We start from the raw sequence: 22571 nt of genomic DNA, 5'->3' as shown, positions 1-22571 counted from the left end.
CTATCAGTGGCTCACCGCCTGAAAGCTACCTTTACGGCTGGCTTCATAGGCTGCCTTTTCCATCGGCTTGGCGTCCGGGTTGCCCAGGTCTTCCATCGCCAGGCGGTGGGTTTCCGGGGCAATGTAGGCTGCCAGGGCACACACGCCGGTGATGAAGAAGGCCAGCCCACCGACTACCAGCGGAATGTTGTCCGAGCCGGGTGGGGCAACCATTGCGAACAGCGCGGGCAGCATGGCGGTCAGCATGGTGCCGATGTTCTGCGCGATGGCCATGGCGGTAACGCGGTAGCGGGTGTGGAACAGCTCTGGGTAGAAGCTTGGGAACACCGCGTTGTAACCCTGGTAGACCATGCCCCACATGACGATCGAGGCCGCGAACGCCATTGGCACGTTCTGGATGCTGATCGCATACAGGTAGACGAAGGCCAGCAGGCCAGAGCCCAGGCAGCCAGCGATCATGGTCGGGCGACGGCCGATCTTGTCCGACAGGTTGCCCACGAACGGGATCACCAGCACCGCGACGATGTTACCGACCACCGGAATCCACAGGTATACGCTCTTGTCGAAGCCGATGCCATACGCCGGCTGCACCGCGTAGGCCGCACCGAAGATGGTGGCCACGACCGGGATCACGTTCATCAGGGCCATGAACATCACCAGCACCATGTGCTTCCAGCTGTGGCGGAAGGCCTCGCTGATGGGCGACTTGGCAACCTTGTCCTGTTTCTCTTCTTGCACGAACGCTGGGGTTTCGTGCACTTCCTTACGGATGATGAAGCCTGCAATCAGCACGATGGCGCTCATCAGGAACGGAATGCGCCAGCCCCATTCGGTAAAGGCTTCGCTGGGCATGAAGTAAGCCAGTGGCAGGAATACCGCCGCCGCCAGAACCTGGCCCGCTTGCACACCTTGCAGGGTGAAACTGGCGTAGTAGCCTCTTCGGCCAAACGGCGCGTGCTCCATGATCATCGAGCTGGCACCGGAAATTTCCCCGGCCACGGCAAAGCCCTGGATCAGGCGCAACACCACCAGCAAGGCCGGTGCGAGGTAGCCGATGTCGTGGTAGGTGGGTAGCAGGCCGACAGCCATGGTCGACAGGCCCATCAGGAACATGCACAGCAGCAGGACGTTCTTGCGACCGCGGGTGTCACCCCAGTGGCCCAGTACGAAGGCGCCGATCGGGCGTGCCAGGTAGCCCACGCCATAGGTGGCCAACGAGGCAATGATGGCCATTTTCGGGTCGGTGTTAGGGAAGAAAATCTGCGGGAAAATCAGCGCAGCGGCCTGGGCGTAGATGAAGAAGTCGTAGTACTCGAGTGCCGAGCCTATCCATCCACTGGCGGTCGCTTTCTTTGTTTGCGAGCTGGAGTGAGCCATCGTTGTCTCCGTTGTTATTGTTGTTTGCGCAGGTTCCGCCAGAGGTTATGCCAAGGCAGGAGGCAACGGTCGGTGTGCCTGCGTCTGTGGTCCATGTTGACCACGGGCCTGCGGTCTAGCAATTCGCTAAAACGGGTTTTGTGCGATAATCGAACGCAAAACTAACCATTCCGTACAAAGAGATTGAAGCGACGACTTTACCTGCGAATAATCGATCGTGCCATAAACTGTGACAGGGGTTGTTTGCCCGAATGGCACCGTATTCCTCCAACAACAAGGAACTCCCGCCATGCAGCGTTCGATCGCTACCGTGTCCTTGAGCGGCACTCTGCCGGAAAAGCTCGAAGCCATCGCCGCCGCCGGTTTTGACGGCGTCGAGATCTTCGAGAACGATCTGCTCTATTACGCTGGCAGCCCGCGCCAGGTGCGCCAGATGTGCGCCGACCTGGGCATTGCCATCACCTTGTTCCAGCCTTTCCGCGACTTTGAAGGCTGCCGCCGTGACCGCCTGCAGAAAAACCTCGACCGCGCCGAACGCAAGTTCGACCTGATGCAGGAGCTGGGTACCGACCTGGTGCTGGTGTGCAGCAACGTCCAGGCCGATGCCCTGGGTGACGAGCAACTGTTGGTCGACGACCTGCGCCTGCTGGGCGAACATGCCGGCAAGCGTGGCCTGCGCATTGGTTACGAAGCGCTGGCCTGGGGCCGCCACGTCAACACTTACCAGCAAGTGTGGAACCTGGTGCGCCAGGCCGACCACCCGGCACTCGGGGTGATCCTCGACAGCTTCCACACCTTGTCGCTCAAAGGTGACCCCAGCGCGATCCGCGACATCCCCGGCGACAAGATCTTCTTCGTGCAAATGGCCGATGCGCCGATCCTGGCCATGGATGTGCTGGAGTGGAGCCGCCACTTTCGCTGCTTCCCGGGGCAGGGCGAAATGGACATGGCCGGTTTCCTGGCGCCGATCCTCGCCACGGGTTACCGTGGCCCGCTGTCGCTGGAAATCTTCAACGACGGCTTCCGCGCCGCACCGACCCGGCAGAATGCCGCCGACGGCTTGCGTTCGCTGCTGTACCTCGAAGAACAGACCCGCTTGCGCCTGGAGCAGGAAAACACGCCGATCGAACCTGGCGTGCTGTTCTCCCCGCCGCCGGCCAGCGCTTATGACGGCGTGGAGTTCCTGGAGTTCGCGGTCGACGAAGCCGTCGGCGCGCGCCTGGGCAACTGGCTGAAGCGCCTGGGCTTTGCCGAAGCCGGCAAGCACCGCAGCAAAGAAGTGCAACTGCTGCGCCAGGGTGATATCAACATTGTGCTGAACGCCGAACCGTATTCCTTCGGCCACAACTTCTTTGAGGCCCATGGCCCATCGCTGTGCGCCACTGCGCTGCGGGTCAAGGACCAGCAAGCGGCCCTGAAGCGGGCCACCGCCTTCCATGGCCAGCCGTTCCGCGGCCTGGTCGGCCCCAACGAATGCGAAGTGCCGGCGGTGCGTGCGCCCGATGGCAGCCTGCTGTACCTGGTGGAGCAGGGCACTGCCGGCCACACCCTGTACGATACCGACTTCAGCCTGGACAACAACGCAACCGCTACCGGCGGCCTGCGCCGCATCGACCACATGGCCCTGGCCTTGCCGGCCGAGTCGCTGGACAGCTGGGTGCTGTTCTACAAGAGCTTGTTCGACTTCGCCGCCGACGACGAGGTGGTGCTGCCCGACCCGTATGGCCTGGTCAAGAGCCGCGCCTTGCGCAGCCAGTGCGGCACTTTGCGCCTGCCGCTGAACATCTCGGAAAACCGCAACACCGCCATCGCCCATGCGCTGTCAAGCTACCGTGGTTCGGGCGTGCATCACATCGCTTTCGATTGTGACGACATCTTCCGCGAAGTGGCGCGGGCCAAGCTGGCAGGGGTACCGCTGCTGGAAATCCCGCTGAACTACTACGACGACCTGGCGGCGCGTTTCGATTTCGACGACGAGTTCCTCAGTGAGCTGGCGTACTACAACGTGCTGTATGACCGCGACGCTCAAGGTGGCGAGCTGTTCCACGTCTATACCGAGCCGTTCGAGGAGCGTTTCTTCTTCGAGATCATTCAGCGCAAGGCGGGGTACGCTGGTTACGGCGCTGCCAACGTTGCGGTGCGCCTGGCAGCCATGGCCAAGGCCCGTAGCGGGGCGGCGCGCAAGCCGGTGCTGTAGTCGCCTGCACCGGCCTGTCTTGTGGGAGTGGGGTGAACCCTGCTTCCACAGGATTATTACGGCCCGATTCAGTGACGCTCAGCCACCATCAACAACGACTGCGGCACCGCGCTCTGCGGATGCTGCGGTTCCTGCAGACTGACCAGCCTCAACCCCGCCATGTCCAGCGCATTCAGCCAGCTGGCCAGGGTGCGGAAATACCAAGGCATCGGTTGCCAATCCCCGGCAAACCCGGCAAAAGACTCCTCTCGCCAGCCATCCTGATAATCCCCGTCGGCCACGCTCCACGGGTGCAGGGTCTGGATCACCAGCGCACCGCCTGGCACCAGCAAAGTACGCATGGCCGACAACAGTTCAATGATGTCCTGGTGCAACAGCGCGAAGTTGGCGCAGATCAGGTCATAGTCCTTGCCAACAGGCACCTTCGCCTCAGCCAACTGCGCATAGCTGGCCAGGTGCACCTCACCCGCGCCCGCAGCTCGCGCTGCATCCACCAGCGTTCTGTCGCCATCGACGCCCACGGCCTCGATACCCCGGTCGGCCAGCGCGCGTAGCAGCCAGCCCTCACCGCAGCCCAGGTCGAGCACCCGTTCGGGCTGGCGGCCAAGGATGGCCAGCAGGATGGCCTGGTCAGTGACCTGGCGACGGCTTTCGATGGCGCCATGGCGTACGGCGTCGATCCAGGCCTGGGCGTTCTGGTGCCAACTGTCGAGCAAGGCGTCTTCAGGGTTGCGCATGATCGGCTCCATCAGCGGAAAAGGTGAAGGGCGAGCCCGGCAACGGCGCAGCCGATCAACACGTGTATCACCCCGCGCTTGTAGCGGAACAGCGCCACAGCCGCGGCGAGCGCTATCACCGCCGAGGACCAGTGGAACGCGCCATCGAACCCGTCCGGCCACAGCACGTGGTAGCCGAAGAACAGCGCAAGGTTGAGGATTACCCCCACCACCGCCGCAGTGATCCCGGTCAGTGGGGCGGTGAACTTCAGTTCGTTGTGGGTCGACTCCACCAGCGGGCCTCCGGCGAGGATGAACAGGAACGAGGGCAGGAAGGTGAACCAGGTCACCAGGCCCGCTGCCACTGCGCCCGCGAGGAACGCCTGGTGGGCGCCGAACATCGGCTGCAGGTAGCCACCGACGAAACCGACGAAGGCCACCACCATGATCAGCGGCCCGGGCGTGGTCTCGCCCAGCGCCAGGCCATCGATCATCTGCGTGGGCGACAGCCAGCCATAGTGGCCGACAGCCCCTTGATAGACATAGGGCAGCACCGCATAGGCACCGCCGAAGGTCAGCAGCGCCGCCTTGGTGAAGAACCAGCCCATTTGCGTCAGTGTGCCGTGCCAGCCAAAGGTCGCCATCAGCAGGCCCATGGGCAGAAGCCAAAGCGCCGCAACCGTCAGCAGCAAGGTCACCAGGCGGCCCCAGCTGAAGCAGGCGTGCGCGGGTATCGGGGTATCGTCGTCGATCAGTGCCGGGCGCTGGCGGGCCCTGACTGCGCTGTGGCCCCCACCGGGCGCGAACTGTGCTGGCCGCAGCCGGCCGCCGACATAACCCAGCAGTGCGGCCGCCAGCACGATCAGCGGGAAGGGGACGTCAAGCGCGAAAATGGCCACGAACGAGGCCGCGGCAATGGCCCATAACCAGCCGTTCTTCAGCGCCCGCGTGCCAATGCGGTGGGCGGCATGCACGACGATGGCGGTCACGGCCGGCTTGATCCCTTCGAAAATCCCGGCGACCACCGGTACTTCGCTCCAGGTCAGGTACACCCACGACAGGCCGATCAGGATGAACAGCGACGGGAGCACGAACAGAGCGCCGGCAATCACCCCGCCCCAGGTGCGGTGCATCAGCCAGCCGATGTAGGTGGCCAGTTGCTGGGCTTCGGGCCCGGGCAGCAACATGCAGTAGTTGAGGGCATGCAGGAAACGCCGCTCACTGATCCAGCGGCGCCGCTCCACCAGCTCCTGGTGCATGATCGCAATCTGCCCGGCCGGGCCGCCGAAACTGACGAAACCCAGCTTCAGCCAGAACAGCAATGCCTGGCCAAGGCCGACAGAGGCGGGTGTTTGCCCGGCAGTTTCTTGCAGGTGTTCAGCCATGCGGTGTGCCCTTGCTTTCAGCCAGTCGCAGCGCGTTGGCGCTTGATTCGGTACATGTGCCCGTCAGCATGGCGCAGTAACATGTCGGCATCGTTGCCGTCTTCGGGAAAGCGGGCCACGCCAATACTGCAGGACGGTGCATCGATGCCGGCAAATTCGGCGTCGAGCGGTTCGGCCATAACCGCGAGAATGTGCTGTACGTGCGTGGCAATGGCCTCCGGCGACGGGCAGTCGGGCAACAGCACGGTGAATTCGTCGCCGCCCATCCGCGCTACCGTGCCAGCCGCCCCTACGCAGCGTTCCAGGCGGCGGGCCAGCGTGCACAGTACCCGGTCACCCACGCTGTGGCCGTGGTTGTCGTTGATCTGCTTGAAGTCATTGATATCGAGGAACAGCAAGGCCAGCCTGCGGTTGTGACGCCGGGCCGCGGCCAGGGCAGTGTCCAGCCGTTCATTGAACATGGCGCGGTTGGCCAGCCGGGTCAGCGGGTCATGATGGGCGAGGAAGCGCAGTTCGTCTTCGGCCTTGCGCTGGGCGGTAACGTCCCGCGCCACGCCGATACGCGCTTGGGCCTCCTCGGACCAGCAGGCCGCCCACAGAATGTGCACCACGCTGCCATCCTTGCGAAGGTAACGGTTGCAAAAGTCGTAGTGCGGCTGGCCGTTCATCACCCGCATGATCGAGGCGCGCGTGGCCGCGAGGTCGTCAGGGTGCATGTAGCGGGTAATCGGCGTGCCGATCAGTTCGCAGGCCTCGTAGCCCAGCAGTGTCTTGCAGGCATCACTGACGAACACGATCTGGTTGTCCCTGTCGACCACGAATACCGTGTCCAGCATCAGGTGGATCAGCCTGGGATACAACGCTTGCAGGTCTACGGGCATGGCTCAGGGTGTCCGCGGCAGGGTGACCGATCATAGCCTGAAGGAATACGTCGCAGCTACGGCAGCCTGCAGGGCGGGTGCCCCTTCCTTGAAACTGGCAACGACCGCATCGAAAGGGGCGGGTCTCGTGGATCGTTGCCACCGGTCAGGCCTTGCTGGCCTGTTCGCAGTACAAGGCTGCTCGTGCAGGGACACTGCATGGCTTGAGGTCGCTATCAATTGCTGACTATCAGCTCCGGCCCCAGGTAATCATTGATCTGCTCGATATCATCATCCCCCAGGCTGCCCACCGACGAGGCCAGCCGCAGGCGCGACATCAGGTAGTTGAGCTTGGCCTCGAACAGGTCATGGCGGGCGTCATACAGCAGCTCCTCGGCATTGAGCACATCCGAGTTGGTGCTGGTACCACCTTCCTTGAAGCCCTTGCGGGTCGAGGTCAGCGAACGCTCGTTGGAGGCCACGGCCTTTTCCAGTGCCTGAATGCGCAGGGCGCCACTCTGCACGCCACGGTATTCGCGGGTCGTGTTGGAAATCACCTCCTGGCGAGTGGCGTCCAGCTCATCCAGGGCCTTGGAACTGTTGGCGCTGGCCTGGCGGGACAGGGCACTGGTGCTGCCACCGCTGTACAGCGGGATGTTCAGCTCCAGCCCGATCGAGCTGTAGTGGTTGCGCTGGTTCAGCTCGGAAATCGACTGGCTGCTGCCCGCGGTGTAACCCGCCACGAAATCCAAGGTCGGGTAATGCCCGGAGCGGGCGCGGTTGACTTCTTCCTCGGCCAGCGCGTAGCTGTGCCGGCGTGCATGAATCAGTGGGCTGTCAGCCTGGGCCTTGACCAGCCACTCCTGCAGGTTGCCCGGCATCAGCGGCGGGGTGCTGAAGCCCGCCTGCAGGGTGGTCAACGCCTGCGGGGTTTCACCAATGTATTCCTCCAGCTTGCGCCGGGCATTGACCAGGTTGTCCTGGGCGTCGATCAGGTCGGCCTCGGCCAGGTCGCGGCGGGCCACCGACTCGTCGACGTCGGTGATGGTGCCGGCGCCCAGTTCCATGCGCCGCTTCGCCGATGCCAGCTGTTCTTCGAAAGCGCTCAGCTTGGCCTTGGCCAGGGTGATGGTTTCGCTGGCCAGCAGCACGTCGAAGTAAGCGTCGGCCAGGCGCACCGCTGCGTCCTGGCTCTTGGCGTCGAACACCGCCACGCTGTAGTCGGCTCGTTGCTGGCCCTGGCGGTACTCGGCCATCTTCTGTTTGTTGAACAACGGCTGGCGCAGGCGCACGTTGGCGCCCTTGGAGTCATAGTCGAGGTCATTGTCCTGGCCATTCTGGCGCTGGCTGCCATTGACCTGGTTGAAGTAGGCCGAGGCGTTGATCTGCGGCAGCAGGCCGGCCTCGCCGATGGCGCGGTTTTCGCCACCGGCTTGTTTTTCATGCACGGCAGCGCGGTAGATCGGGCCCTGGTACTGCAACAGGTCCCAGGCTTGCTTCAGGTCCATGGCACTGGCCTGTACGGCAACTCCCAGCAGGCACACCATCAGGCATGGGCGTTTCATGTCATTGCTCCTTGAACGCGGCGTCCACACGTTCGAGCATTGGTTTGAGCAGGTAGCTGAGCAGGTTGCGCTCGCCGGTCTTGATGGTGACGGTGGCGGGCATGCCGGGGCGGATGTGGTTGCTGCCCAGCAAGCCCATGCCGGCCGGCGTCACTTCCACCTGGGCCAGGTAGAACGGCTGCTTGCTTTCTTCGTCGAGCAGCCGGTCGGCGGAAATGGTTTTTACCCGGCCGGGAATGTTCGGCGTCTGCGCATGGTTGAAGGCCGGGAAGGCGATGTCCACGGCAAGGCCTGGGACCATCTTGTCGATCGCCTGCACCGGGATCATCGCATCGACCTGCAGCGGCTGGTCGAGCGGTACCACTTCCATGATCTTGGCCCCGGGCTGGATGATGCCGCCGACCGTGGCGATGCTCAGGCCCTGGACCATGCCGTCGATCGGCGAGCGGATCACCGTGTGGGTCACTTCATAGTCCAGTGCGCGCAAGCGGTCGGCCAGGGTGGTGTTTTCCTTGGCGGTATCGGTCAGTTGCGACTCCACCTCCTTCAGGTAGTCGTGCTGGCGCTGCAGAATGCGCAGCTTGATCTCGGTGGCCTGGCTGCGCGCCCGGGCAATGTTGTTGAGGTTTTCGGCCTGGCCGGCGGACAGGTCGGCATTGCTGCGTTCCAGCTCCAGCAGGCGGTTGCGGGGTACATAACCTTCGGCGGCCAGGACCCGGGTGCCTTGCAGTTCCTGGTTGAGGAAGCCGATCTGCGAGGCGCGGGCGCCGTACACCTGCTGCAGGCCCTTCAGTTGCACTGCCGAGGCCGTGAGGTTTTCTTCAAGGATGCTCAGTTCACCGGCAAGGCCCGCGCGGCGGGTATCGAGCAGGCGCTGTTGCAGGTCCATGGCGGCCAGCAGGCGTGGGTCATTGGCGTAGTGTTCAAGCAGGGCGGGGTCGAACGTGACGGTATCGCGGCCATCGCGCTCGGCTTCCAGGCGGTTTTCCACGGTCTTGCTGACGATGTACTGGGCGCTGAGTGCGCCTTGCTCGGCCACCGCACGCAGGGCATCGAGGCGCACCACTTCCTGGCCTTTCTTCACCACATCGCCTTCGCGCACCATGATCGCTTCAACGGTGCCACCGCTCAGGTGCTGGACTGCCTTTCGGTTGCTGGTGACCTTGACCGTACCGGTGGCGACCACGCCGGCGTCCAGTGGCGCCAGGCAGGACCACAGCAGGAAACCGCCGAAGCCGGCGATGACCAGCCATACGCCCCAGCGTACCGGGCGGCCCGCGTCCAGATCGATCAGGTGGCTGCTCTCGGCGGGGATCAGTTCGGCATGTTGAGTCATCTGCATGGTCGGTTACTCCCGTACTTTGACCGAAGCCAGCGGTGCCGCAGCCGTTGCCGGAATCACCGCGGCCTTGCGCAGCGCGGCGAACACTTCGTCGCGGCTGCCAAGCATGTGCACACCCCCGTCGCGCAGCATCAGTATCTGATCGACCGCGCACAGCACATTGGGCCGGTGGGAAATCAGCACCACCGTGGCGCCGCGTGCCTTGAGCTCGGCAAGGGCATCGACCAAGGCTTTTTCACCCACGTCATCGAGGTTGGCGTTGGGTTCGTCCAGCACCACCAGGTTGGGCTCGCCATACAGGGCGCGGGCCAGCGCGATGCGTTGCTTCTGGCCGCCAGACAATGGGCTGCCATCGGCGGCCAGGCGGGTGTCGTAACCCTGCGGGAAGCGCAGGATCATGTCGTGTACACCGCTGCTGCGGGCGGCACGGATCACCGCGTCGCTGTCCACCTCGGCAAAGCGGGCGATGTTTTCGGCGATGGTGCCTTCGAACAGCTCCACGTCCTGCGGCAGGTAGCCCAGCCACGGGCCCAGTTCGGCCTTGTTCCAGGTGAAGATATCGGCGCCGTCCAGGCGCACCTTGCCGGCCTGGGCCGGCCACACGCCTACCAACAGGCGGGCGAGGGTAGACTTGCCCGAGGCCGAGGGGCCGATGACACCCAGGCTGTCACCCGGGGCCAGGCTGAAGCTCACCCCGCGTACGATGCTGGTGCTGCTGCCTGGGGCGCCGGCGATCACGTTCTCCACGGCCAGCATGCCCATTGGCCGCTGCAGCGACATGCTCGGTGGCCGTTGCGGGTAGTCCTGCAGCAGGTCATTGAGTCTGCCCCAGGCCAGGCGGCAGCCCAGCAGTTGCTTCCACGCAGCAATCACCTGTTCCACCGGGCCTAGGGCTCGGCCGGTAAGGATCGAGCAGGCGATCATCATGCCGGGGGTGATCGTGCCCTCTATCGCCAGCAGCGCGCCGGTGCCGAGGATCAGCGACTGCAGGGTGATGCGCACGAAGCGCCCGATGCTGCTGATCAGCGCCGCGCGGTCGGAGGCCAGGGTCTGCATCTGCAGGATACGCAAGTGGCCCTGATACCAGCGCTTGCCGATTGACGGCAGCATGCCCATGGCTTCGATCACTTCGGCGTTGCGCAGGTTGTTGTTGGCGTAACTGGCCGACGACATGGCTGCCTGGTTGGCTTCGGCCAAGGGTTTTTGCGTGGCCTTTTCAGTGAGGTAGGCCAGGCCGACGAGGATCAGCGAGCCAATCGTGGTGACCAGCCCGAGCCACGGGTGGATCAGGTAGCAAACCAGCAGGTAGATCGGTGTCCAGGGGGCGTCGAAGAACGCGAACAGGCCGTTACCGGTGAGAAACTGCCGTACCTGCGCCAAGTCCTGCAGGGCCTGGGCCGGGTTACCGCCGGCACGGCTGAGGTTGCGTTCGAAGGCAGCGCTGAAGATGCGCCGGTTCAGGCTCATGTCCAGGCCGTTGCCCACCCTTATCAACACCCGGGTGCGAACCATCTCCAGCGCCGACATCAGCAGGAACAGGCCGACCACCAGCAAGGTGAGCATGCCTAAGGTGGTGACGTTGCGGCTGACCAGGGCGCGGTCATACACCTGCAACATATAAATGGCTGGCGTCAACATCATGACGTTTATCACGCCGCTGAAGGCGGCTAGGGCGTAGAAGCTGCGGCGCAAGTGAAACAGCACGTCGGCCAGTTCGGAGCGGGTGCGTGGTGGCTTAGGCATCGGAGGCCTCCCTTTATCACAAAGCGGGAAGCCCTTGCGGCGCCCCGTACAACGGCTGTTGTGGATTTTTGGTCGGCTCGCAGGCGGGTCGCACTGATGGCGATATTGCCCAAACGCTGCGTTGCTCCCACAGACAGCAGCGTAGGTTGCAACGAAACATCCAGTAATATCATTTCGCTCTATAAATACTTTGAACTTTTTATAAGTTACAGAAAAACAGTGAGTTGCATCGCATTATCAACGGTTAAGATTTTTTTTGACGAAATATTGACAAGCTTTTGGCCTACGACTTTAGTCTGAAGTATTCGGGCCCTGTGCGAACTGGGATCGATGCACGTGCGTTACACCTGTTGCGCACGGTTTACAGGGCTCTCCCGCAACGGGGTGCCAGCTTGCCAAGAAGAGGCCAGAGGTTTCAGCACACGAGTGCTGGGCTACTGAGCCCGGTACACCCAACCAGATTCTGCGCACGTCAACACTGACTGGGCGCGGGAAGGACCCTGTTGCCCTGTGTCATCTCCGGACAGATCGAGGGCAACTGCAATGGCCAATTTCAGCAAGTCGGACCTTGAATTCATCCTCAAACAGATCTTCATCGCTGAGGCACACGCCGATGGCGCCAGCCTGATCGACCTGTTGCCCAACAGCCAGGTACCCTTTGGCCTGCGCACGGTGGATGGCAGCTACAACAACCTGGTCACCGGGCAGAGCGAGTTCGGCGCAGCCGACAACTCGTTCCTGCGCCTGCTCGAAGCGTCTTACCGCGCCAACTATGTCGGCACCGGCAATGTCGTCGATTCGCAACCGCGCACCATCAGCAACCTGATCGTCGACCAGACAGCCAACAACCCGGCCGCAGTCGAGGCCAACGGCGGTGCCGCGCCGGTGATGAGCCCGGGTATCGACGGCGTATTTGGCACCGCTGACGACAAGCCTGTGTTCTTCATCCCCAATGTGTCACCAGACGCCGGGCTGACCGCCGGCTTCAACGCCTGGATGACCTTCTTTGGCCAGTTCTTCGACCACGGCCTGGACCTGGTCAGCAAGAGCAGCACCGACATCGTGTTCATCCCGCTGCGCCCGGACGACCCTCTGTTCGTGGCCGGCAGCCCGACCAACTTCATGGTGCTGTCCCGCGCCGTGCGCACCGCCGGCGCCGATGGCGTGGTGGGTACCGCCGACGATAGCCAGCCCAACACCACCTCGCCCTTCGTCGACCAGAGCCAGACCTACAGTTCACATCCCTCGCACCAGGTGTTCCTGCGCGAATACACGGTCAACGCCGCAGGTGACCCGGTGGCTACCGGGCGCCTGATCACCAACCGTGATCTGGGCGCCGATGGCAAGTTCGGCACCGCCGACGATGGCAACGGCGAAAGCGGTGGCATGGCCACCTGGGCGGTGGTCAAGGCCCAGGCCCGCGACCTGCTGGGTATCAACCTGACCGATGCCGACGTGCATAGCGTGCCGCTGCTGGCCACCGATGCCTACGGCAACTTCCTGCGCGGACCCAACGGCATGCCGCAGGTGGTCATGCGCGTGAACAACGGCGCCGATGGCATTGCTGGCACCGCCGATGACGTCACCCAGCTGGTCGAGGGCGACCGCAATGCACCGATCAGCCTGGCCAATGCCGTGAGCACCGGGCATGGCTTCCTTGACGATATCGCCCACAATGCCGCACCGGTGGTGGTCGGGGGTGCGCTGCAGGCGGACGCCGACACCCTGGTGGGTAACGCGCAGCCGGTCGGGCAGGGTGGCAACAACCTGACCTACGACAACGAATTGCTCGACGCGCACTACATCGCCGGTGACGGCCGGGTGAACGAGAACATCGGCCTGACCGCCGTGCACCATGTGTTCCACTCCGAGCACAACCGCCTGGTGCAGCAGACCAAGGACACCCTGCTGGCCGCGGGCGACCTGGCGTTCCTCAATGAGTGGCTGATCGACGACGTAACCGCCATCCCCACCACGCCTGCCGACATCGCCGCGCTGGTGTGGGATGGCGAGCGGCTGTTCCAGGCCGCCAAGTTCGGCACCGAGATGCAGTACCAGCACCTGGTGTTCGAAGAGTTCGCCCGCACCATCCAGCCGCAGATCGACGAGTTCCTCGCCCCCAACGGCTACGACACCTCGATCAACCCGGCCATCCTCGCTGAGTTTGCCCATGTGGTGTACCGCTTTGGCCACTCGATGCTGACCGAAACCGTCGACCGCTACGACCCGGCGTTCAACCCGGTTTCTGCCGACCCGGCCAACCCCGACCAGCAGTTGGGCCTGATTGCCGCGTTCCTCAACCCGCTGGCGTTCGCCGGTAGCGGGGCCACGGCTGATGAAGCGGCGGGCGCAATCATCCGCGGCGTTACCCGTCAGGTAGGCAACGAGATCGACGAGTTCGTCACCGAAGCCCTGCGCAACAACCTGCTCGGCCTGCCACTTGACCTGCCTGCGCTGAACATCGCTCGCGGTCGTGATACCGGCATCCCCAGCCTGAACGAGGCCCGCCGCGAGTTCTATGCTGCCACCGGCGACAGCCAGCTCAAGCCCTATATCAGCTGGGTCGACTTTGCCGATCACCTCAAGCACCCGGCGTCGCTGATCAACTTCATTGCCGCCTACGGTACCCACAGCAGCATTACCGGGGCCACCACCGAGGCCGCCAAGCGCGCCGCCGCCGTGGCACTGGTACTTGGCGGAGACGGTGCCCCCCTTGATCGCCTCGACTTCCTCAACGGCACCGGTGCCTATGCCAACGTGACGCTGGCCGGCGCGGACGGCATCGCCGGCACGGCCGACGACATTGCCGGGGTGACCGTGACCGGGGTCGACGCCATCGACTTCTGGGTCGGTGGCCTGGCCGAGAAGAAAATGCCGTTTGGCGGCATGCTCGGCTCCAGCTTCAACTTTGTCTTCGAAACCCAGCTGGAAGCGCTGCAGAACGGTGACCGCTTCTACTACCTGTCGCGCACGGCGGGCATGAATTTTGGTACGGAGCTGGAAAACAACTCCTTTGCCAAGCTGATCATGGCCAACTCCGACGTCACCCACCTGTCCAACACCGTGTTCCTCACTCCCACGTTCACCCTGGAAGTGAACCAGGCCAACCAGTTCACCGGGCTGGGTGCCGACGGCAAGGCCGACCCCACTGGCGGCATCGAGATCAACGGGGTTGAAATCGTCCCATTGGTGATCCGCGATAACCCCGATACCGTCGGGCCAGACAGCAACTTCCTGCATTACACCGGTGAAGACCATGTGGTGCTGGGTGGCACCGCGGGCAACGACATCATCATCTCCAGCGAAGGCGACGACACCCTCTATGGCGATGCCGGTGATGACCTGCTCGAAGGCGGCGCCGGCAACGACGCGGTGCTGGGTGGCGCGGGCGACGACATCATCACCGATTCGTTCGGCGACAACCGCCTGGAAGGCAATGCCGGCAACGACGTGATCGTCGCTGGCAGTATGGGGGTTGCCGGTAACCTGATCCTGGGCGGCGATGGCCAGGACTTCATCATCACCACCGAGGACATCAGCACCACCTTCGGTGGCCTGGGCGACGACTTCATCCTCGGCGCCAAGACCAACCTGCCACCTACCGGTAACGAGGGTGACGACTGGATCGAGAAGGGTACCCAGGACGGCGCACCTGGCGACAACTTCGCACCCTTGCTGGGTGACGAAGTCATTGGCAACGACATCTTCGTCGGGGGCGGCGGCTTCGACGAAATGATCGGTGAGGGCGGCGACGATATCTTCGTCGGCAGCGATGCCCAAGACAAAATGGATGGCATGTCCGGTTTCGACTGGGTCACCAACAAGAATGATCGCGTCGGTGTCACCGTGGACCTCAGCCTGGCCGCCTTGGCTCAGCCCCATGGCAACGCGCCTAACCAGAACGCTGGCGTGTTCAACCCGGTGGGCGCTTCGCCTGCCTCGATTCTGGACAGGTTCGCCGAGGTCGAAGGGGTGTCCGGTTCGGCCTACGCCGATGTGCTCAAGGGCGACGACGTCGATGCCGTGACCATTCTCAACCATGGCGGTGCCACCGGCAGTGCGCTGACCAACGTGGCGCTGATACGTGGGCTGCAGCAGTTCCTGGCGGATGCCGGCTTGCCCACCACCGGCTTTGCCACCGGCAACATCATGCTCGGCGGCAATGGCAGCGACCTGATCGAAGGCCGGGGTGGCGATGACCTGGTCGATGGCGACAAGTGGCTCAACGTGCGCATCGCCGTGTACGCCCCTGGCGACGTCAACCACACCGGCCCGGAAATCGCCAGTTTCGACAGCATGGCCGACATGATTCCGTTCATGCTTGACCGTACCTACAACCCCGGCCAGCTCAAGGCCGTGCGCGAAATCCTGCCCGGCACTTCGACCGGCGGGGCCGCCTTCGACACGGCAGTATTCTCTGGGCTACAGAGCGAGTACGTGGTGACCCAGAACACCAAGGGCACCGCCGATGTTGCCGACGACGTCTGGACCGTCACCGATACCGTGGCCGGCCGCGATGGCGTCGATACCCTGTTGCACATCGAACGCCTGCAGTTTGCCGATAGCCAGCGCGTACTGGTGGAGGGGGTGAACGCACAACCCACCGGCAGCCCAACCCTGCTCGACGGCAACGGCGGTGAGATTACCGTGGGTGACATGCTTACGGTGAGCGTGGCCGCCGTGCGCGACGCCGACAATATCAGTGCGGGCAACCCGACTGGCTCGCTCGCCGACCGTTCGGTGTCCTACTACTGGCAGTTCGAGGCCGACCCGGGCAGCGGTGTGTTCCAGGACATCATCCTGCTACCGGCCGGCGACCTGGCCTTCCAGAGCGCCGATGGCACTTCGTTCAAGGTGTCGCCAGACCTGGCCGGGCTGAGCCTGCGGGTCAAGGCGATCTATCAGGATGCCCATGGCACCACCGAAGTGCTGTACTCGCAGCCTACCACCGTGGTGCAACCTGGCGCGCCCGTGGTGCCGACAGCGGCCACCCCGGTGGTGGATGCCAGTGACGGCGGTGCCGGCCTGCACATGGTGCGCTCCGACCTGAACTTCATCCTCGCGCAAATCAAGATTGCCGAGGCCGATGCCGCCGGGCAGGACATCCTCTCGCTGATCCCCAACGTCCGTGCAGCCATGGGCCTGCGTGCGGTGGATGGCTCGAACAACAACCTGATGAACCTGAACGGCAACAACAACACCCAATACGGTGCCGCCGACAACGTCTTCCCGCGCGTGACCGACCCGGTATTCAACCCGGCCGAAGGTGCGCCAGCCGGTTTCTTCGGCCCAGGTTCCCCCGCGATCCCGGGCTCGTCGTACCAGCAGACCAGCGGGCCGGTGTTCGATTCTCAGCCACGTACCATCAGCAACCTGATTGTCGACCAGACCTCCAACAACCCGGCAGCCTATGCCACCGCGTATGACCCGGGTGCCGATGGCGTGCTCAACTTCGGCGCCGCAGGCAACGACGACGTGCTCAAGGATGGCGTGCGCATCGTCGCCAGCCCGGGCATGGACGGCCAGTTCGGCACCACCGACGACCATGACGTGTACCTGTTCGAGAACACCGCTGCCGATGCCGGGCTGTCTGCGCCGTTCAACGCCTGGATGACCTTCTTCGGGCAGTTTTTCGACCATGGTCTGGACCTGGTCACCAAGGGCGGCTCCGGTACCATCTATATCCCGCTGCAACCGGACGACCCGCTGTACGTGGAGGGTGGCTTCACCAACTTCATGGTGGTAACCCGTGCCACCAACCTGCCTGGGCCGGACGGCATCCTTGGCAACGCCGACGACATCCGCGAACACACCAACACCACCACGCCATTCGTTGACCAGAACCAGACCTACAGCTCGCATCCCTCGCACCAGGTGTTCCTGCGCGCCTATGTCATGACTGACGACGGCCCGGTCGCCACGGGCCGGTTGATCACCAATCGCGACCTGGGCGCTGATGGGCGGTTCGGCACGGCCGACGACACCGAGATCGGCGGCATGGCCACCTGGAAGGTGGTCAAGGCCCAGGCCCGCGACCTGCTCGGCATCAACCTGACCGATGCCGACGTCGACAACGTGCCGCTGCTGGCCACCGATGCCTACGGCAACTTCATCAAAGGCCCCAACGGCTACCCGATGGTGGTGATGAAAGGCCTGGACGGTATTGCCGGCACCGCTGATGACCAAGAGGTCGAAGGCAACCCGCTGGCACCGCTCGACTTGACCAACGCCGTGCGTACCGGGCACCAGTTCCTTGCCGACATCGCCCACAATGCCGTGCCGGTGTTCAGTGGCGGCGTGCTGGCGCCGGATGCCGACAACGTGGCCGGCAATGCCGTGCCGGTCAACCCGCAGACCGGTGCCAACCTGGCCTACGACAACGAACTGCTGGACGCGCACTACATCGCCGGTGACGGCCGGGTCAACGAGAACATCGGCCTGACCGCCGTGCATGCGATCTTCCACTCCGAGCACAACCGGCTGGTGGCGCAGACCATGGACACCGTGCTCGACTCGGGTGACCTGGCCTTCCTCAACGAATGGCTGCTCAACCCGGTCAGCGCCTTGCCGGTCACCCCGGCCGAGATCGGTGCCCTGGTGTGGAATGGCGAGCGGTTGTTCCAGGCGGCCAAGTTCGGCACCGAAATGCAGTACCAGCACCTGGTGTTCGAGGAGTTCGCTCGCACCGTGCAACCTCGGGTCGACCTGTTCTTTGCTCCGACCCAGGTATACGACGTCGACCTCGATGCCTCGATCGTGGCCGAGTTTGCCCACACCGTGTACCGCTTCGGCCACTCGATGCTGACCGAGACTGTCGACCGCTTCGACATCGACTTCAACGTCATCCAGGACCCGGCCAGCGCCAACCCCGACCAGCAACTGGGGCTGATCGCGGCCTTCCTCAACCCGCTGGCTTATGCCGCCAGTGGCGTTACCCCCGAGGACGCCACCAGCGCCATCGTGCGCGGGGTCACACGCCAGGCCGGTAACGAAATCGACGAGTTCGTCACCGAGGCGCTGCGCAACAACCTGCTCGGCCTGCCACTGGACCTGCCAGCGATCAACATCGCCCGTGGCCGCGACGTCGGTATCCCTTCGCTGAACGCTGTGCGCCGCGAAATCTACGGGCAAACCGGCGATACCCAGCTCAAGCCGTACACCAGCTGGGTCGACCTGGTGCAACACCTGAAGCACCCAGAGTCGCTGATCAACTTCATCGCGGCCTACGGCACCCACAGCACCATCACCAATGCCACCACCCTGTTGGAAAAACGCGCCGCGGCCATGGCCCTGGTGTTCGGTGGCGATGGCGCACCCGCCGACCGCATGGACTTCCTCAACAGCAGCGGCGCCTGGGCCAACGTGACCCTGCCCGGCAAGGACGGTGTACTGGGTACTGCCGATGACCTCAAGGCAGTCACCGTGACCGGTGTCGATGCCATCGACCTGTGGATCGGCGGCCTGGCGGAAGCAAAAGCGCCATTTGGCGGCATGCTCGGCAGCACCTTCAACTTCGTGTTCGAGAACCAGATGGAGAAACTGCAGGACGGCGACCGCTTCTACTACCTGGAGCGCACGGCGGGCCTGTCGATGAACGCCGAGCTGGAAAGCAACTCGTTTGCCAAGCTGATCATGGCCAACAGCTCGGCCACCCACCTGCCAGGCCTGGTGTTTTCCGACCCTGGCTTCTACCTGGAACTGGACCAGACCAAGCAGTACAACGAGGGCCTTGGCAGCGCCGACCCGCTGGGCGAAAACGGCGAGCAGGTGGTGTTCCGCGACAGCCCGCTGACGGCTGGCCCGGACACCCACTACATCCGCTATGCCGGTGCCGAGCACATCGTGCTGGGCGGCACCAACGGGGACGATATTCTGGTCTCCAGCGAAGGCGACGACACGGTCTGGGGTGATGCCGGCAACGACCGCATCGAGGGTGGCGACGGCAACGACCAGCTGCGCGGTGGGGCCGGCGACGACATCATCAGCGACATGGGCGGTGACGACAACATCCAGGGCGGCGACGGCAACGATGTGTTGCACGGCGGTAATGGCATCAACCTGATCATCGGCGGTTTCGGCAATGACTTCATCGTCACCGGTGAGGACGCCTCCGAAGCCATTGGCGGCCAAGGCAATGACTTCATCCTCGGCAGCAAGGCCAACGAGCAGGACATGGGCAACGAAGGTGACGACTGGATCGAGAAGGGCACCTCGGACGGCGCGCCTGGCGACAACTTCGACCCGCTCGGCAACGACCCCGTCATCGGCAATGACGTATTTGTCGGCGGCAACGAGAACGACAAGTTCAACGGTGAAGGCGGCGACGACATCATGGTCGGCAGCCTGGGGTTCGGCGACCGTTACATTGGTGGCTCGGGCTATGACTGGGCAACCTTCAAGGACTTGGCCCAAGGCGTGTCCATCGACATGAGCGACCGCTTCTTCGATGTGCCACTGGTACCGGGTTCGGGCGCTTCGACGCTGGTGCGCTTCGACATCATGGAAGGCCTGTCGGGCTCGGCGCATGGCGACTTCCTGCGCGGCGACAGCGAAGACGCCACCTCGCTGCCTACTGCAGGTGCTAACGGCAGCGTGTTGACCAACATCAGCCTGATCGACGGCCTGGCCGGCCTGCTGGCGGCCGGGGCGACCTTCTATGACGGTGGCAACATCATCCTCGGCGGCAGCGGTAGCGACCTGCTCGAAGGCCGGGGTGGCGACGATATCCTCGACGGCGACAAGTGGCTGAACGTGCGCATCAGCGTACGCGCCAACCCTGATGGCAGCGGCCCGGAAATCGCCAGCTTCAACAGCATGGAGCCGATGGTGCCGTTCATGCTCAATGGCACCTACAACCCGGGCCAACTGGTGATCGTGCGGGAGATCCTCAGCGGTGCCGACAATTACGACACGGCGGTGTTCTCGGGGGTGGCTACCGACTACAGCGTGGTGGTCGATGGCAACTCGGTGACCGTCACCGACCTGGTGGCCGGTCGCGATGGCGTCGACCACCTGACCGGCATCGAGCGCCTGCAGTTCTCTGACAGTTCGCAGGCCTCTGGCGTCGGTACGGCAGTCAACGCCGGCCCCACCGGCCACCTGGCGATTCTCGATGCTAGCACCGGCCTGCGCGACGATACGCCCGTCAGTGGCCAGCTGCTGAGGGTAAGCAACCTCGCCGTGCATGACGCGGACAATGTCAGCGCAACCAATGCGACCGGTGCGGTGAACGGCCCCGTGGCCTACTACTGGCAAGTCGAGGCGCTGCCGGGTTCCGGGGTTTATGAAGACATCACGGTTGTGGCCGCTGGTGAAGCGACACGGGTCACCGGTACGACCTACCGCGTCACGGACGATGTCGCCGGCCTGAACATCCGCGTGCGTGCGGTGTACCAGGACGCCAAGGGCACGCTGGAAATCGTCGATTCGACGCCGAACAGCGCGCCGAGCGCCGGGCCGACCGTGACCGGGCTGCTGGTGCAGAATCAGACGCTCACCGCCAACCCGGCCACCATCGTCGATGCCGACGGCCTGAGCAACCCTCAGTTCACCTTCCAGTGGCAGTCCAACCGGGGTGTCGGTTGGGTCAACATCGCCGGCGCCATCAGCAGCACGTTCGTCCTGACCCAGGCGCAAGTGGGGCAGAACATGCGGGTGGTGGTCAGCTACGTGGATGACTTTGGCGTGCAGGAAAGCGTCGCCTCCGACATTCTCGACCCGGTGGCCAACGTCAACGATGCGCCGACCGGTGCGTTGCTGATCAGCGACACCACGCCCGACCAAGGCCAGACGCTGACCGCGCTCACCGGCGCAATTGCCGACATCGACGGCCTGGGGGCCTTCAGCTTCCAGTGGCAGCAAGGCACCGGCGGCACCTTCACCGATATTGCCGGGGCCACGGCGGCCACCTTCACCCCCGGCTTCACCCAGGGTAACCAGCAGCTACGGGTGATCGTGCGCTACACCGACGGCTTCGGCACCCTGGAGTCGCTGACCTCGGCGGCGACCGCTGCAGTCACCGTGCCACCGGGTGTTGTACTGGTTGGTACCAATGGAGCCAACACCCTGACCGGTGGCGCAGGCAATGACGTGATCTCGGGCTTGGGCGGCAACGACACGCTCAACGGCCTGGGCGGCAGCGACCAGCTGTTCGGTGGCATTGGCAACGACATCCTCAATGGCGGTGACGACCCTGACTTGCTCAATGGCGAGGATGGCAACGATACCCTCAACGGCGGGCTTGGCGCAGATGCCATGAATGGCGGTGCCGGCAACGATACCTTCCTGGTCGACAACGCCGGAGATACGGTCACCGAGGCACTCAATGGTGGCACGGACCAGGTGCAGACCAGCCTGGCCAGCTACACCCTTGGTGCCAACGTCGAGAACCTGACCTATACCGGCAGCAGCGCCTTTACCGGTACCGGTAACGCGCTGGCCAACACCCTCACGGGGGGTGCCGGCAACGACCTGCTCAACGGCGGTGCGGGTGCCGACCGCTTGGTGGGTGGCGTGGGCAACGACACCTATGTGGTGGATGATGCCGGGGATGTAGTGGTCGAGGCGACGGGGGCCGGTACGGACCTTGTGCGTACCACGCTGTCCAGCCACACCATGGCGGCCAACGTCGAGAACCTGGCCTTTACCGGGGTGGGCAACTTCACCGGCACGGGTAACGGGCTGGCCAACATCATCGACGGTGGGGCAGGTAATGACACGCTCAGCGGCGACGGCGGTAACGATGTGCTCAACGGCAATGCCGGCAACGACACCCTCAACGGCGACGCCGGGAACGACCAGCTGTTCGGCGGCCTGGGAGACGACCAACTGCGCGGTGGAGGGGGGGACGACAGCCTCGATGCCGGTGGCGGCAACGACACGTTGCTGGGGGAGGCCGGTAACGACAACCTGAACGGGGGCGCTGGCGATGACAGCCTGGATGGCGGCAACGGCAATGACACCCTGCAGGGCGGCGATGGTAACGACACATTGTTCGGCGACGTGGGTACCGACACCCTGATCGGGGGGGCCGGCAACGACTTCCTCAACGGTGCGGCAGGTAACGATACGGTGGTGGGTGGGGCCGGTAACGACACCCTGATCGCCACCGATGGCAACGATGTGTTCCAGTTCGCTGCAGGCTTTGGCAACGACTTGATCATCAATTTCGATGCCATTGCGGCGGGTGGCCAGGACCGGCTGGATATCACCGCCCTCAACATCACCGCAGCCACCTTTGGCGCCAGTGTGACCATCGCCGATGTTGGTGCGGACACCTTGGTAAGTATCGGTGCTGCCGACTCCATACGTTTGGTGGGGTTGGCAGATGCAACCACGGTGACCGCCGCAGACTTCATCCTCGCCGGTTGAGGGGCGCTGGGGTTAG

Annotated in this window: 9 protein-coding genes; 2 read left to right on the top strand and 7 right to left on the bottom strand. The window is 63.8% G+C overall.

The features are described from left to right. Nucleotides 1-3: 3 nt before the first annotated feature. The gene (locus ACF8O8_RS15165) at nucleotides 4-1377 is read right to left on the bottom strand and encodes an MFS transporter (RefSeq protein WP_392509918.1); all 1374 of its coding nucleotides are present in this window, start codon (nucleotides 1375-1377) and stop codon (nucleotides 4-6) included. A 289-nt stretch (nucleotides 1378-1666) separates the two neighbouring features. Between ACF8O8_RS15165 and quiC the strand changes: the two genes are divergently transcribed. Beyond that, complete coding sequence (gene quiC / locus ACF8O8_RS15160) at nucleotides 1667-3574, top strand: 3-dehydroshikimate dehydratase QuiC (protein WP_392509917.1); 1908 nt, start codon at nucleotides 1667-1669, stop codon at nucleotides 3572-3574. A 68-nt stretch (nucleotides 3575-3642) separates the two neighbouring features. On the opposite strand, the gene ACF8O8_RS15155 is transcribed toward quiC, so the two are convergent. From ACF8O8_RS15155 to ACF8O8_RS15130, 6 genes are all read right to left on the bottom strand, one after another. Beyond that, nucleotides 3643-4311 carry a bifunctional 2-polyprenyl-6-hydroxyphenol methylase/3-demethylubiquinol 3-O-methyltransferase UbiG gene (locus tag ACF8O8_RS15155; RefSeq protein WP_049587171.1) on the bottom strand — a complete coding sequence of 223 codons (669 nt, stop codon included), beginning with the start codon at nucleotides 4309-4311 and terminating at the stop codon, nucleotides 3643-3645. Between the two features lie 11 nt (nucleotides 4312-4322). After that, nucleotides 4323-5675, bottom strand: a complete 1353-nt coding sequence (chrA, locus tag ACF8O8_RS15150; RefSeq protein ID WP_350297676.1) for a chromate efflux transporter — start codon at nucleotides 5673-5675, stop codon at nucleotides 4323-4325. 17 nt (nucleotides 5676-5692) lie between these two features. Then, complete coding sequence (locus tag ACF8O8_RS15145; RefSeq protein ID WP_010953484.1) at nucleotides 5693-6556, bottom strand: sensor domain-containing diguanylate cyclase; 864 nt, start codon at nucleotides 6554-6556, stop codon at nucleotides 5693-5695. A gap of 215 nt (nucleotides 6557-6771) precedes the next feature. Then, entirely contained in the window at nucleotides 6772-8100 is a 1329-nt protein-coding gene (locus ACF8O8_RS15140) for a TolC family outer membrane protein (RefSeq protein ID WP_049587173.1), read from the bottom strand. Between the two features lies 1 nt (nucleotide 8101). Then, nucleotides 8102-9442 (bottom strand): HlyD family type I secretion periplasmic adaptor subunit, encoded by a 1341-nt coding sequence (locus ACF8O8_RS15135; protein WP_010953486.1) that lies wholly within the window; start codon nucleotides 9440-9442, stop codon nucleotides 8102-8104. A gap of 6 nt (nucleotides 9443-9448) precedes the next feature. Then, nucleotides 9449-11185, bottom strand: coding sequence for a type I secretion system permease/ATPase (locus ACF8O8_RS15130; RefSeq protein ID WP_010953487.1), 1737 nt, complete (start codon nucleotides 11183-11185; stop codon nucleotides 9449-9451). Between the two features lie 543 nt (nucleotides 11186-11728). On the opposite strand from ACF8O8_RS15130, the gene ACF8O8_RS15125 reads away from it, so the two are divergent. Beyond that, the gene (locus ACF8O8_RS15125; protein WP_392509916.1) at nucleotides 11729-22555 is read left to right on the top strand and encodes a peroxidase family protein; all 10827 of its coding nucleotides are present in this window, start codon (nucleotides 11729-11731) and stop codon (nucleotides 22553-22555) included. The last annotated feature ends 16 nt before the right edge of the window (nucleotides 22556-22571 follow it).

Source organism: Pseudomonas sp. TYF_14, from assembly GCF_043105275.1.
Taxonomy (GTDB): domain Bacteria; phylum Pseudomonadota; class Gammaproteobacteria; order Pseudomonadales; family Pseudomonadaceae; genus Aquipseudomonas; species Aquipseudomonas alloputida.
Note: the sequence above shows the minus strand (reverse complement) of the source record. Positions and strands in the feature narration are given on the sequence as shown.

Bases quoted from the DNA above. Each gene is read 5' to 3' on its own strand.
- ACF8O8_RS15165 (WP_392509918.1), bottom strand. From the start codon at position 1,377: ATGGCTCACTCCAGCTCGCAAACAAAGAAAGCGACCGCCAGTGGATGG.
- chrA (WP_350297676.1), bottom strand. From the start codon at position 5,675: ATGGCTGAACACCTGCAAGAAACTGCCGGGCAAACACCCGCCTCTGTC.
- ACF8O8_RS15130 (WP_010953487.1), bottom strand. From the start codon at position 11,185: ATGCCTAAGCCACCACGCACCCGCTCCGAACTGGCCGACGTGCTGTTT.
- ACF8O8_RS15155 (WP_049587171.1), bottom strand. From the start codon at position 4,311: ATGCGCAACCCTGAAGACGCCTTGCTCGACAGTTGGCACCAGAACGCC.
- ACF8O8_RS15145 (WP_010953484.1), bottom strand. From the start codon at position 6,556: ATGCCCGTAGACCTGCAAGCGTTGTATCCCAGGCTGATCCACCTGATG.
- quiC (WP_392509917.1), top strand. From the start codon at position 1,667: ATGCAGCGTTCGATCGCTACCGTGTCCTTGAGCGGCACTCTGCCGGAA.
- ACF8O8_RS15140 (WP_049587173.1), bottom strand. From the start codon at position 8,100: ATGAAACGCCCATGCCTGATGGTGTGCCTGCTGGGAGTTGCCGTACAG.
- ACF8O8_RS15135 (WP_010953486.1), bottom strand. From the start codon at position 9,442: ATGCAGATGACTCAACATGCCGAACTGATCCCCGCCGAGAGCAGCCAC.
- ACF8O8_RS15125 (WP_392509916.1), top strand. From the start codon at position 11,729: ATGGCCAATTTCAGCAAGTCGGACCTTGAATTCATCCTCAAACAGATC.